This is a genomic window from Pseudoxanthomonas mexicana (assembly GCF_001556105.1).
Lineage (GTDB): Bacteria > Pseudomonadota > Gammaproteobacteria > Xanthomonadales > Xanthomonadaceae > Pseudoxanthomonas_A > Pseudoxanthomonas_A mexicana_A.
In genome coordinates, this window is record NZ_LSIF01000084.1 from 1 (window position 1) to 13,424 (window position 13,424).

At 67.7% G+C, this 13,424-nt stretch carries 13 protein-coding genes; 5 read left to right on the forward strand and 8 right to left on the reverse strand.

The genetic code is table 11. The annotated features are described in order from the left end of the window. On the forward strand, positions 1–242 hold a 242-nt coding region (locus tag AX730_RS15005), incomplete at its 5' end, for an L-serine ammonia-lyase, iron-sulfur-dependent, subunit alpha (protein ID WP_198147213.1). Positions 243–337: 95 nt separating this feature from the next. Further along, entirely contained in the window at positions 338–1,606 is a 1,269-nt protein-coding gene (locus AX730_RS15010; RefSeq protein WP_062357885.1) for a putative porin, read from the forward strand. 397 nt (positions 1,607–2,003) lie between these two features. Here AX730_RS15010 and AX730_RS15015 read toward each other — a convergent pair whose 3' ends face one another. The 8 genes from AX730_RS15015 to AX730_RS15050 all read right to left on the reverse strand — a co-directional run bounded on the left by AX730_RS15015 (position 2,004) and on the right by AX730_RS15050 (position 8,556). Further along, a complete protein-coding gene (locus AX730_RS15015; protein ID WP_062357887.1) occupies positions 2,004–2,603 on the reverse strand; it encodes a NapC/NirT family cytochrome c in 600 nt (199 codons plus the stop codon). A 3-nt stretch (positions 2,604–2,606) separates the two neighbouring features. Then, on the reverse strand, positions 2,607–3,164 hold the full coding sequence (locus tag AX730_RS15020; protein ID WP_062357889.1) for a nitrate reductase cytochrome c-type subunit: 558 nt from the start codon (positions 3,162–3,164) through the stop codon (positions 2,607–2,609). Positions 3,165–3,174: 10 nt separating this feature from the next. Beyond that, positions 3,175–5,667: a periplasmic nitrate reductase subunit alpha gene (gene napA / locus AX730_RS15025; protein ID WP_232310274.1), complete on the reverse strand. Its 2,493-nt coding sequence runs from the start codon at positions 5,665–5,667 to the stop codon at positions 3,175–3,177. Beyond that, the gene (locus AX730_RS15030) at positions 5,651–5,980 is read right to left on the reverse strand and encodes a chaperone NapD (RefSeq protein WP_062357893.1); all 330 of its coding nucleotides are present in this window, start codon (positions 5,978–5,980) and stop codon (positions 5,651–5,653) included. The genes napA and AX730_RS15030 overlap by 17 nt, the downstream gene beginning before the upstream one ends. Beyond that, the gene (napF, locus tag AX730_RS15035) at positions 5,977–6,489 is read right to left on the reverse strand and encodes a ferredoxin-type protein NapF (protein WP_083537950.1); all 513 of its coding nucleotides are present in this window, start codon (positions 6,487–6,489) and stop codon (positions 5,977–5,979) included. The genes AX730_RS15030 and napF overlap by 4 nt, the downstream gene beginning before the upstream one ends. Before the next feature lie 3 nt (positions 6,490–6,492). Further along, complete coding sequence (locus AX730_RS15040; protein ID WP_062357895.1) at positions 6,493–6,663, reverse strand: periplasmic nitrate reductase, NapE protein; 171 nt, start codon at positions 6,661–6,663, stop codon at positions 6,493–6,495. 100 nt (positions 6,664–6,763) lie between these two features. Continuing rightward, positions 6,764–7,312, reverse strand: coding sequence for a molybdenum cofactor guanylyltransferase (mobA, locus tag AX730_RS15045; protein ID WP_062357897.1), 549 nt, complete (start codon positions 7,310–7,312; stop codon positions 6,764–6,766). Then, entirely contained in the window at positions 7,309–8,556 is a 1,248-nt protein-coding gene (locus AX730_RS15050) for a molybdopterin molybdotransferase MoeA (RefSeq protein WP_062357899.1), read from the reverse strand. The genes mobA and AX730_RS15050 overlap by 4 nt, the downstream gene beginning before the upstream one ends. Before the next feature lie 170 nt (positions 8,557–8,726). Here AX730_RS15050 and hemN point away from each other — a divergent pair, with 170 nt between their 5' ends. From hemN to AX730_RS15065, 3 genes are all read left to right on the forward strand, one after another. Next, the gene (gene hemN, locus AX730_RS15055) at positions 8,727–10,124 is read left to right on the forward strand and encodes an oxygen-independent coproporphyrinogen III oxidase (RefSeq protein ID WP_062357901.1); all 1,398 of its coding nucleotides are present in this window, start codon (positions 8,727–8,729) and stop codon (positions 10,122–10,124) included. A gap of 19 nt (positions 10,125–10,143) precedes the next feature. Continuing rightward, a complete protein-coding gene (locus tag AX730_RS15060; protein WP_062357902.1) occupies positions 10,144–10,899 on the forward strand; it encodes a helix-turn-helix domain-containing protein in 756 nt (251 codons plus the stop codon). Positions 10,900–11,107: 208 nt separating this feature from the next. Next, the gene (locus AX730_RS15065; protein ID WP_062357906.1) at positions 11,108–13,381 is read left to right on the forward strand and encodes a nitric-oxide reductase large subunit; all 2,274 of its coding nucleotides are present in this window, start codon (positions 11,108–11,110) and stop codon (positions 13,379–13,381) included. Positions 13,382–13,424 lie beyond the last annotated feature (43 nt).

Here is a 13,424-nt window from a genome sequence, read left to right on the forward strand (position 1 = left end):
ACAACCTGGGCCTGACCTGCGACCCGATCGGCGGGCTGGTGCAGATCCCGTGCATTGAGCGCAATGCGATGGGCGCGGTGAAGGCGATCAACGCCAGCCGCATGGCCATGCGCGGCGATGGCAAGCACAAGGTCTCGCTCGACAAGGTGATCAAGACCATGCGCGACACCGGCCGCGACATGCAGGACAAGTACAAGGAAACCAGCCGCGGCGGGCTGGCCGTCAACGTCATCGAGTGTTGAGCGTTGTCCGTCCGCATGCGCTTCGACATCCTCATCTCGAGAGGCACCCCTTGATTCCACGCCGCCCACATCGATACTCCCGCATCTCCTCCCTCATGCTGGCACTCGCCTGCGCCGGCATCGCGCCGGCCTTCGCGCAAGACACCACGGAACGTGCCGAGGTCCTGAAGCAGATCGCCGCATTGCGCGAGCAGCAGGCGCGGATCGCACAGCTCCAGCGCGAGAACGAAGCCGCGTTGCGTGCGCTGGAGGCGACGCTGGGCGTCGTCGCACCGGCGCCTGCAGCGACGCCGGTTCAGACCGCTGCACCAGCGACCGCCGTCGCGGCGGCGCCCAGCGCACTCGATCGCCTCAAGGTCACCGGCGATTTCCGCCTGCGCAGCCAGCACGACCGCTCCGATGACGACGCGTGGGACCGCGACAGTGGCCAGGTGCGTGCACGGCTGGGGGCGACCTTTGCCATCAATGAGCGGGTAACGGTCGGCGGCCGCTTCGTCACCGGCGACAACGACGACCCCAACAGCTCCGATGTGCAGCTCTCCAACTGGGCTGACGACTTCAACGTCAGCCTGGACATGGCCTATGTGCAGCTGAACTTCGGCGACCTGAAGCTCTACGGCGGCAAGTTCCCGCAGCCCTTCGCCCGCACCGACCTGGTCTGGGACAGCGACGTCAATCCGCAGGGCCTGGGCGCGACCTACAGGCATGCACTGGGCAACGGCGGCGCCTTGCGCACCAATGCGCTGTTCTTCGCCGTCGACGAGGACGCCGGCGGTGCGGACAGCACCATGGGCGGGATCCAGCTGGGCTACGACTCGCCGGCCTTCGGCGGCTTCAAATACGATCTCTCCGGCGCCTACTACCGCTACTCGCTCGGCAGCCTGGCCGGTGCGGATTCGGGCGACTGGCGCACCAACCGGCGCAATCCCGACGGCACGTTCCTGTCCGACTACGAACTGGCCAACCTGCTGGTCGGTGCGACCTGGCAGGGTGCCAACGAGCAGTGGCCGGTGCGCGTGGTCGGCGACTACGTGAAGAACCTGGGCGCCGCCGACAACCAGGACACCGGCTACGGCGTGGACGTCAGCCTGGGACGAGCCAGCAAGCCGGGCGACTGGCGCTTCACCTACGGCTACTCGCAGACCGATGTGGATGCGGTGCTGTCGGCCTTCTCGCACGACAACATCGGCATTGCGACCAACTACAAGCTGCATGCCTTCACCGTCGACTACACGCCGATGCCCAAGACGATGGTCAGTGCCATCTGGTACCACTACAAGCCCAACGATCCGGCCTATGCCGGCGGCAATGCGCCCAACGACTGGCTCGACCGCATCCGATTGTTCTTCCTGGTGAACTTCTGAGCCAGCGCTGTCCACGTTACCGATGCCGAATCAACGCCGCTGCATGACCGCGACGTGATCAATCTGCCTGCGCAGACTGAAACTGCCGCATTCAATGAGTCGACATCCTCCGCCTGAGCGGTCGCCGCATAGGCCAGGTCACCCGCCATCCGCGGCTCGACCACGGTTGCCGTGGCGGGGTCGGCTCGCGGATCGGGCGATGCAACGATGCGTGTTGCCCGGTCGTGGTTGGCGGCGATCACCCGGACGATGTACGTGCCGGGACCAGGACCGCTGCAGAACGCGATGCGCGTGGCGGTCGGCGGTCGGCGGTCGGCGGTCGGCGAACGCGGGGTTACCGGCGTCGGAATGGCATGGCGATAGAGCGCGGCGGCGGTGGGACCCTCGTGCCGGGCGATCACCCCTGCGGCACGCCCGTCATGTCCGGCAGGTGATGGGCGACGCCTTTGTGGCAGTCGATGCAGGTCTTCTTGCCAGTGCCGAGCCACAGCTTGTGCACCTGCGCCGCTCGCGAGCCCTGCCGGGTCAGGTCCATCGACTCGTAGTCGTGGCAGTTGCGGCACTCCAGCGAATCGTTGGCCTTCAGCCGGTTCCATTCGTGCGTCGCCAGGATCAGGCGTTCGTCGAGGAACTTCTCGCGCGTGTTGATGGTGCCGAACAGCTTGCCCCAGACCTCCTTGGACGCCTGCATCTTGCGCGCGATCTTGTCGGTCCAGTTGTGCGGCACGTGGCAGTCGGGGCACGTCGCACGCACGCCCGAGCGGTTGCTGTAGTGGATGGTGGTTTTCAGCTCCTCGAACACGTTGTCCTGCATCTCGTGGCAGCTGGTGCAGAACGCCTCGGTGTTGGTGGCTTCCAGTGCCGTGTTGAAGCCGCCCCAGAAGATCACGCCCGCCAGGAAGCCGGCCACCGTCAGGAAGCCGAGGCTGTAGTGCCGGCTGGGCAACCGCAACGTGCGCCAGAACGCCAGCCCTTCCCGCTTCATCCGTGACCACATGGGCTACTCCTTCGCCGTCGGCGGCGCCGACAGCACGCTGTCGATGTCGCGGAACTGGTTGGCGACCAGCACCGGCGCATCGGTCTGCACCACGTGGCACTGGTTGCAGAAGTAGCGGCGCGGCGAGATCGTCGCCAGGAACTGGTCGTCGCGGTCCATGTAGTGCGTCACGCTGACCGGCGGCGCCTGGAACGTCGCCGCGTTCGCGCGTGCATGGCACAGCATGCAACGGTTGCTGTTCCTGTCGATCTGGTAGCCGTCGATGGCGTGCGGAATGGTCGGCGGTTGCATCGGGTAGGCGCGGGCCCGCTTCAGGTCGGCGTTCTCCACGTGCGCCATCGGTGGCGGATGACCTTCCTGGTCGATCGGCACGCCGCGACGGATCGCGTCGATCTGGCCCGCACCGGGCACGAACACCGCGCGTGCGTCCACCGGCGTGGACACCGCCGCCACCGGCGTTTCGTGCTGTGCGGGACGCCCCACCATCCACCCCGCCACGAACACCAGCGCCATCAGCGCGACCGTCAACCCCACCGCGATCCAGAGATGCCTGTTCTGCATGACGAGCCTCCTAGGCGGCGACGACCTTGACCGCACACTTCTTGTAGTCGGTCTGCTTGGAAATCGGGTCGGTCGCGTCCAGCGTGACCTTGTTGATCAGCTGGCCGGCGTCGAACCACGGCACGAACACGACGCCGCGCGGCATGCGGTTGCGGCCACGCGTCTCCACCCGCGAGCGCATCTCGCCGCGCCGCGACGCCACCAGGATCTCGTCGCCGCGCTTGAGCCCGCGCGCCTTCGCGTCGTCGGGATTCATGAAGACCACCGCCGCGGGGAAGGCCTTGTACAGCTCGGGTACGCGCATCGTCATCGAACCGGAATGCCAGTGTTCCAGCACGCGCCCGGTCACCAGCCACAGGTCGAACTCCTCGTCCGGCGATTCCGCCGGCGGCTCGTAGGGCAGCGCCCAGATCACCGCCCTGCCGTCCTTGTTGCCGTAGAACTCGAAGCCCTTGCCGGCTTTCACGTACGGATCGGCCCCTTCGCGGTAGCGCCAGCGCGTCTCCTTGCCCTTGACCACCGGCCAGCGCAATCCGCGCGCCTTGTGGTAGTCGTCGAACGGCGCCAGGTCGTGGCCGTGGCCGCGACCGAACGCCGCGTATTCCTCGAACAGGCCCTTCTGCACGTAGAAGCCGAACACGGCGGATTCGTCGTTCGCGTACCCGGCTTCGATCTCCGTGGTCGGAAACCGGTCCACGTTGCCGTTGCGGTACAGCACGTCGAACAACGTCTTGCCCCTGTACTGCGGATTCGCCGCCAGCAATTCGGCCGGCCAGCATTCGTCGGTGGTGAAGCGCTTCGAGAATTCCATCAGCTGCCACAGGTCCGAGCGCGCCTCGCCGGGTGCTTTCACCAGCTGGCGCCAGAACTGCGTGCGCCGCTCGGCATTGCCGTAGGCGCCCTCCTTCTCCACCCACATCGCGGCGGGCAGGATCAGGTCCGCTGCCTGTGCGGTCACCGTGGGATAGGCATCGGACACGACGATGAAGTTGTCGGGATTGCGGTAGCCGGGCCAGGTTTCCTCGCGCAGGTTCGCCGCCGCCTGCATGTTGTTGTTGACCATCACCCAGTACGCGTTGAGCTTGCCGTCCTTCAGCGCGCGGTTCTGCTCGACGGCGTGGTAACCGACCTTCGGGTTGATGGTGCCGGGCGGCAGCTTCCAGATGTCCTCGGCGCGCTGCCGGTGTTCGGGGTTGGTGACCACCATGTCGGCGGGCAGCCGATGGCTGAAGGTGCCCACTTCACGCGCGGTGCCGCAGGCGGAGGGCTGCCCGGTCAGCGAGAACGGACTGTTGCCCGGCGTGGCGATCTTCCCGGTCAGCAGGTGGATGTTGTAGACCATGTTGTTGGCCCAGGTACCACGGGTGTGCTGGTTGAAGCCCATGGTCCAGAACGACATCACCTTGGTCTTCGGATCCGCATAGATCGCGGCCAACTGCTCCAGCCAGCCGCGCTCCACGCCGGTCATCTCGACGGCCTTCTCCAGCGTGTATGGCGCCACGAACGCGGCGAAGTCCTCGAAGCTGATCGGCTGGCCGCCATTCGGGTCCTTGGCGTTTTTCGCCTTGACCTCCAGCGGATGCTCGGGCCGCAGACCGTAGCCGATGTCGTCGTTGCCGCGCTTGAACGTGGTGTGCTTGCCGACGAAATCCCGGTTCACCTTGCCGCTGCGGATGATGTGGTTGGCGATGTAGTTGAGGATCACCAGGTCGGTCTGCGGCTTGAACACGATCGGGACATCGGCCAGCTCGAAGCTGCGATGCTCGAACGTCGACATCACCACGACCTTGACGTGCGGGTGCGACAGCCGGCGGTCGGTCACCCGCGTCCACAGGATCGGATGCATCTCCGCCATGTTGGACCCCCACAGCACGAACGCGTCGGCGGCCTCGATGTCGTCGTAGCAGCCCATCGGCTCGTCCATGCCGAAGGTGCGCATGAAGCCGGTGACCGCCGACGCCATGCAGTGGCGGGCATTCGGGTCGATGTGGTTGCTGCGGAAGCCCGCCTTCATGAGCTTGTTGGCGGCGTAGCCTTCGAAGATCGTCCACTGGCCGGAGCCGAACATGCCGATGGCATCGCCGCCCTTGTCCTTCAGCACGCGCTTGAACTGCGCCGCCATCACGTCGAAGGCCTCGTCCCACTCCACCGTGGTGAAGTCGCCGTCCTTCGCGTATGCGCCGTTCTTCTTGCGCAGCAGCGGTTTCGCCAGCCGGTCGGCGCCGTACAGGATCTTCGACAGGAAGTAGCCCTTCACGCAGTTGATGCCGCGATTGACCTCCGCATGCACGTCACCGTGGGTGGCGACCACGCGCCCGTCCTTGACCGCGACGTTCACCCCGCAGCCGGTGCCGCAGTAGCGGCACGGCGCCTTGTCCCATTTCAGCGTGGTCAGGTCGCCTTCGGTGACGACGTTGCTGCCGCTGCCGGTCAGCGGCAGCCCGGCCGCCGCGGCCGCGGTGGCCAGCGCACTGTGGCGGATGAAGTCACGACGTGTGCTCATGGGCATCTCCGGTCGCCGACACGATGGACAGGGAGGGAAGCGGCTCGTCGAGCGCATGCGCCGGCTCGGCGTGGTGGTAGACCAGCAGTACGTTGAGCACGCCCGGCACCGCCTGCAACTGGTCCACCCGATCCATCACCGCGTGGCGGTCGGCGGATTCGCAGATCACCACGCTGCGTGTCCCGCCGCGCAGTGCGAGATCGAGGTCGTCGTGTTCGCCGATCATCGCCGCGAGCGCGTCCGCGGCCGTGTCGCGGTGCTGGATGACGAAGCTGGCGATGTGGACGTCGGCATCGGGCCGTTGGCGGTTCATGCGATGGCCTCCATGGCGGGCGCGTGGTGCAGGGAAATGGCATCGACCGGGCACGGCGCGACACACGCACCGCAGCCCATGCAGGCATCGACATCGATCACCGCCGCGCCGCGCGCCGCGGGCGGCACCCGGATGGCGGAGGCGGGACAGACCTCGCGGCAGCTGGCGCAGACCACGCCATGCGCGGAGAGGCAGGTATCCGCGACCTGCGCGGACAGCGTCCACGGCGGATCGAGGGTCGTCAGGAAGGCATGGCTGTCGCAGGCCGCCGCGCAATCACCGCAGAAGGTGCATTCGCCGGCATGCGCATCGAAGCGCGGAACACCATCGGCGTCGCGCACCAGCACCTGCGGCGGGCAGGCGCGCACGCAGGCATCGCAGCGGGTACAGGCGGCGGAGAACTCGGCGTCGGGCCTCGCCCACGGTGGACGCAGGACGACGACGTGCGGGACGGGCGCGGCGTGGCCGAACAGCAGGGCACGACGCGAGAGTGAGCGTGCGCTGTCCATCGCTCACGGCCCGGTCGGCGGGCCGGAGAACAGCAGTTGCCACATCCAGACGAGGAAGCCGTACCCCGCCACGATCAGCACCGCCGTCAACGGGAAGATGACGGCCGTCAGCAGCAGGAACGCGGTGCGCTCCTGCTTCTTGCTCGCAACGGCTGTTCCTTCGCTCTGCTCCATGATGCCTACCTTGCAGGTGGGTACTGGGTGCGACGATGCTGCGGCCGCAGGCTATCACATACCCGCGGCAGGCCGTGTCCGGCCATCGGCAGACGGGTTTTCAGGCCAGTTGCTGCAAGACGGCCCAGTCTTCCGGTGTGTTGCAGTTGCGCAGCGCCCGTTGCCAGGGCGCAACAGGCAGATGCTGCACGTGCAACGACTGCTGCAATGCGCGCAACGATCGCTCGCGTCCCGAGCGACTGCCGATATCGGCCATCACCGCGCGCATCCCTTCATCGATCCGCAACACCATCGGCAGCATGTGGTCTTGCACGCAGGCGCAGGCGGAGGTCGTTGCCAGCAGGGCGTCGATCAGATCCTGTGAAAGCAGGGGCATGTCCACCGGCACGGTCAGCCAGGTGCCGTCCTCCAGCCGCGGCGCAAGCTGGGCCAGTGCGCCCATGGGCCCGGTGTCGGGGAGCACGTCCGGCACGCCATCGATACCGGGCCGGTCGCCGCTGACGATCACCCGGTCCGCCCCTGCCGCGCGCAGCACGTCGTGCATGTGGGTGAGCAGCGTGCCGTCACCCCACGGCAGCAATGCCTTGTCGGTGCCCATGCGCGAGGAGCGGCCACCGGCCAGCAGCACCGCACGCCAGCCTTGTGTCATGCCGGTATCCACGACGGCGCCCGCAGATGGCCTTGGCCGTGCACCTGCACGGGCGCACCTGCGTCGACGCGCGCCGTGTCTTCCGGCAACGTGATCCATACCGACGACTGCGAGAACGGCAGCAGGCGGAACGACGCCTGCGCATCTGCGACGCAGGCCTGCAGCCGGCCTTCACCATCGCAGCGCAGCGTGCCGTGGAACGCGGCATGCAGGCCGGCACGCGTGTCGCAGGCGGCGGCCACCGGCAGGCGGCGCACCGGTTCGGGTGCCATGGCCAGCCATGCACGCAGCAGCGGCTCGGCCAGGAAGCGGAACCCCACCGCCGTCGACAACGGATTGCCCGGCAACCCGACGAACATCGCACCTTCGCGCAGGCGCGCCGCCAGCACCGGTTTGCCGGGCCGCATCGCCACGCCATGGAACAGCCGTTCGGCGCCACGCGCAGCGAGCGCATCGGGCACGAAGTCGTAGCAGCCCTTCGACACCGCACCCGTGCTGAGCACCAGGTCGACGCCGCAGGACAGCGCCGCGTCGATGGCCGCCTGGAAGGCCGCCACATCGTCACCGACGTGCGAGACCTGGATCATCTCCGCGCCGGCGGCAGCGACCGTCGCCGTGAGGTACGGCGAGGTCGCATCGTGGATGCCGCCCGCTGGCAGTGGCGCGCCGGCCGCGACGATTTCACGACCGGTCGCCAGCAGGGCCACGCGCGGACGCCGCGCCACATCGACGCGACCGATGCCGGTGCCCGCCAGCAGCATCAGCTGCGCCGTGTCGATGAAGGTCCCGGCATCCAGCACCCGCTGGCCAGGCAGCACGTCCTCGCCGCGACGCCGGATGTTCGCGCCGGGCAGCGCATCGGCCAGCAGGCGCACGCGCGGCGCATGGTCCTGCCCGTGCGATGGCAACCGGTCGATACGCTCCACCGGCACCACGGTGTCGGCGTGCGCGGGCAGCGGCGCACCGGTCATGATGTCCCACGCGAACGCGTCGTCATGCGGTGGCGGGTCGCCGGCGCCGATGCGCGCGGCGATCTCCCACTCGCTGCCGACCCGTGCGACCCGGCCTGCCGAGGCCAGTGCCACGCCATCCATCGCCGCGTTGTCGAACGGCGGCAGCGCGAGCGTCGCCACGACATCGCCGGCGAGCACGCGACCGATCGCATCGGCCAGCGCGACCTGCTGCACGGCCAGACGACCCGCGCCGTCCGTCAGTCGTGCCACCGCCTCGTGGTAACCGATCACTGCGCCTCCCTGTCCCCGGTGTCCGTGGCGGGACCAGCCTAGTGCGGGGCCCGGCGCTTGCCAATCCTGGCCATACGCAACGCTTCGCGACACTGAAGCCTGCGACCGCACGCCGCAGCCGGTTGACCCATGTCAAGGACAGCGGCGCGCCACCTGCCTAGGCTGCCCCCATGGCCAGCCTGTCCACCCTGTTCGATCCCGAGTTGCTGCGGCGCTACGACATGCCGGGGCCGCGCTATACCTCGTATCCGACGGCGCCGCAGTTTTCCCCGGACTTCGATGAAGCCGACCTGCGCGGGATGGCCGCGATCAGCAATGGCGATCCGATCCCGCGACCGCTGTCGCTCTACCTGCACATCCCGTTCTGTACCAGCCCGTGCTTCTACTGCGGCTGCAACCGCATCATCACCCGCGACACCGCGCGCGGCGCGTCCTACCTCACCCGCCTGTACCGCGAGGTGGCGATGAGCTCGGCGCTGTTCGACCGTGACCGCGACGTGGAACAGGTGCACTTCGGCGGCGGTACGCCCAACTTCCTGTCGCCGGCGCAGATCGCCGAAGCGATGGACGTGCTGCGCCGGCACTATTCGTTCGCACCGGCGTCGCGGCTGGATTGTTCGATCGAACTGGATCCGCGCTTCGTCACCCCGGACGACATCGGCGAACTCGCCGCCGCCGGCTTCAATCGCGCCAGCCTGGGCGTGCAGGACTTCGATCCCGAGGTGCAGCGCGCGGTGAACCGCATCCAGGGCGTCGAGCAGACGCTGGCGATCATCGACGCCTGCCGTACGCACGGCCTGCAGTCGGTCAACGTCGACCTGATCTACGGCCTGCCGAAACAGACCCTGGCCGGCTTCTCGCGCACGCTCGACATCACGCTGGAGGCGCGGCCCGACCGGCTGGCGATCTATGGCTACGCCCACATGCCCACGCTGTTCCGTCCGCAGCAACGCATCAACGCCGACGAGCTGCCGGCGCCGGAAGACAAGCTGGGCCTGCTGCAATGCGCGATCGACAAACTGGGTGAAGCCGGCTACGTCTACATCGGCATGGACCACTTCGCCATGCCCGGCGACAGCCTGGCGATTGCGCAACAACACGGCGGCCTGCATCGCAACTTCATGGGCTACACCACGCATGCAGAAAGCGATCTGGTCGGCCTGGGCGTCAGCGCGATCAGCCACATCGGGCCCAGCTTCAGCCAGAATCCGCGCGACCTCGGCAGCTGGGAACAGGCGATCGACCAGGGCCACCTGCCCGTGTGGCGGGGCATGCGGCTGCAGGAGGACGACGTGATCCGCGCCGACGTCATCCAGCAACTGATGTGCCACGGCGCGCTGGACTATCGCGACCTCGGCCGACGCCACGTGATCGACTTCACGAAGTACTTCGCCGATGCATTGCAGCGCCTGCGTCCATTGCAGGACGACGGCCTGGTGCGTCTGGCCGCCGATGGCCTGCAGGCCACCTCGCGGGGTCGCCTGCTGTTGCGTATCATCGCGATGTGCTTCGATCGCTACCTGCCCACCACCGCAGCCTCGACGCCTCGCTTCTCGCGCACCGTCTGACCCTCCCGGGAGTGTCCGCATGACCTCGCCGCTGGTCTTTCCGCGCACCGACGCGAGCATCGTCGCCGACGACGGCGACTCGCTGACGTTCTGTTCCACCTGCGCGTTCTCGCAGGCCTGCCTGTCCGAGGGCATGGACAAGCGCGCGTTGATGGACCTGCACGTGCTGGTCGAACACGTCGGCCCGCTGCGCGCGGGCGAACACGTGTTCTGCGAAGGTGATCCGTTCGGCGCCATCGCCGCGGTGCGCGCCGGCACGGTGAAGACCTACCAGATCGACCGCAACGGGCACGAACAGGTACTCGGCTTCCACCTGCCCGGCGAAGTGATCGGCCTCAACGCGATCCACGGCGACCGCTACCCGTGCAATGCCATCGCGCTGGACACGGTGATGCTGTGCCGGTTCTCGTTCCCCAAGATCGCACTGCTGGCCACGCGCCTGCCCAACCTGCAGCAGCACCTGTTCAAGCTGATGAGCCATGACATCGGCGTGGCGTCGCTGTTCGCGCGCGACAACACCGCCGACGAGCGCATGGCCGCGTTCCTGATCGGCCTGTCGCGGCGGCTGGCCGCGCGCGGCTTTTCGCCGCGCCGGTTCCAGCTGACGATGGCACGCACCGACATCGCCAACTATCTGCGCCAGGCGCCGGAAACCGTCAGCCGCGTGCTGCGCCGGTTCGAGAAGGACGGCCTGCTACACATCAAGCAGCGCGACGTCGAGATCCTCGACCTCCCCCGCCTGGAAGCCCTCGCGCTGACCGTGCTGCGGGAGTGAGCGTGGCGCCCCTTGTAGGAGCGACGTCAGTCGCGACCGCACGGCCCGACTGTCGACCTGCTCCACGAACACCGGAAATGCTCCGGTCGCGACTTACGTCGCTCCTACAGAAAGCGACATCGGCTATTCCCTCCCGGCTTGACCTGCGTCATGGAGCCCTCCGGCCGGCGCGCCGATGATGCGGCCGTTCCTCCACGAGAGCCGCATCATGAATTCGACACGCAAGTTGTGGGTGGGGTTGGCGGCCCTGCTCATTGCGTCGTTCGCCGTCCTGCTCTGGGTCGGCAGCGAAGTCCACCGCCAGGCGCCCCCCATGCCGGAGCAGGTCGTCGCCGACGACGGCACGGTGGTCTATACCCGCAAGGACATCGAAACCGGTCGTCAGGTCTGGCAGTCCATCGGTGGTCAGCAACTGGGCTCGATCTGGGGCCATGGCGGCTACGTCGCGCCCGACTGGGGCGCCGACTGGCTGCACCGCGAAGCCGTCGCCGTGCTGGACCTGTGGGCCAAGCGCGAGGCGGGCGTCGACCGCTACACGCAGCTGGACGAACCCACCCAGGCCGCCTACGCCAAGCGCGTGCAGCAGCTGCTGCGGCCGAACACCTATGACGAAGCGACCCGCACCGTGCGCGTCAGCAACGACCGCGCCCTCGCGATCGCGCAGGTGGCCTCGCACTACACCGCCTTGTTCAGCGACGACCCCGGCACCGTCGAGCTGCGCGAGGCCTATGCCATGCGCAACAACACCGTGCCCGATGCCGAGCATCGCCGCCAGCTGACCGCGTTCTACTGGTGGGCCGCGTGGTCGTCGGTGACCGAGCGGCCGGGCGCGGAGATCAGCTACACGGCGAACTGGCCGGCGGACGAGCTGGTCGGCAACACGCCGCCACCGAGCGCCTTCATGTGGACGGTCTTCAGCGTGCTGTTCCTGATCCTCGGCGTCGCGCTGCTGGGGTGGCACTACGCGGTCAACCACGGCGACGAGATGGCACCGGTGCTGCCGAAGACCGATCCGCTCGCGAAGATCAGGATCACCCCGTCGATGCGCGCCACCGCGAAGTACTTCTGGGTGGTCATCGCGCTGTTCGTCGTGCAGATCCTGCTGGGTGCGATCACCGCGCACTACCAGGTGGAGGGCCAGGAGGCCTACGGCTTCGCGCTGGCCGACATCCTGCCGTACTCGCTGACGCGCACCTGGCATACGCAACTCGCGGTGCTGTGGATCGCGACCGCATGGCTGGGCATGGGCCTGTACATCGGCCCGGCGATCTCCGGACATGAGCCGAAGTTCCAGCGGCTGGGCGTCAATGTCCTGTGGGCCTGTCTGTTGATCATCGTGGTCGGCGCGTTCACCGGCCAGTGGTTCGCGGTGATGCAGAAGCTGGGGCTGGAGCACAACTTCTGGTTCGGCCACCAGGGCTGGGAATACGTCGACCTCGGCCGCTTCTGGCAGTGGTTCCTGTTCGTCGGCCTGACGTTGTGGCTGGTGCTGGTGGGCCGTGCGCTGTGGCCGGCGATCCGCCATGGCGGCGAGTCGCGCAGCATCGTCAGCCTGCTGTTCCTGTCCACCGTCGCCATCGGCCTGTTCTACGCGGCCGGCCTGATGTGGGGCGAACACACGCACCTGTCGATGGTCGAGTACTGGCGCTGGTGGGTCGTGCACCTGTGGGTGGAAGGCTTCTTCGAAGTCTTCGCGGTCGCCGTGATCGCCTTCCTGTTCACTCGCCTGGGCCTGCTGCAGACGAAGAGCGCCACGGTCGCCGTGCTGTTCGCGACCATCGTGTTCATGGCCGGCGGCGTGCTGGGCACGCTGCACCACCTGTACTTCACCGGCACGCCGACCGCGGTGATCGCCATCGGCGCGAGCTTCTCGGCGCTGGAAGTGGTGCCGCTGGCCTACGTGGGCTTCGAGGCGTACCACAGCTGGAAGATGGGCAAGGCCACGCCGTGGATGCAGCGTTACCGCTGGCCGATCATGTTCTTCATCGCGGTGGCGTTCTGGAACCTGGTGGGCGCGGGCCTGTTCGGTTTCCTGATCAATCCGCCGCTGCCGCTGTACTACATGCAGGGCCTGAACCTGACCCCGAACCACGGCCACACGGCGCTGTTCGGCGTGTACGGCATGCTCGGCATCGGCCTGATGCTGTTCTGCCTGCGCGGCCTGAAGCCGGACGTGGTGTGGAACGAGAAGCTGCTGAAGACCGCGTTCTGGTCGCTCAACATCGGCCTGGGCGGCATGTCGCTGCTGACGCTGCTGCCGCTGGGCATCCTGCAGCTCAACGCGGCGCTGGAGCACGGTTACTGGTTCGCGCGCTCGGCGGAGTTCATGCAACAGCCGATCGTGGACATGCTGGTGTGGATGCGCGTTCCGGCCGACACGCTCTTCAGCGTGGGCGCCCTGTCGCTGGTGTGGTTCGTGGTCAGCCTGTGGCTGGCCCCGCGCCGCGAGCCACTGCCCGTCGCGCAAGCGAACGAAGCCTGACCCTGGATCCGCCCTCTCCGGGTGGGGAGGGCGGATCCAGGGT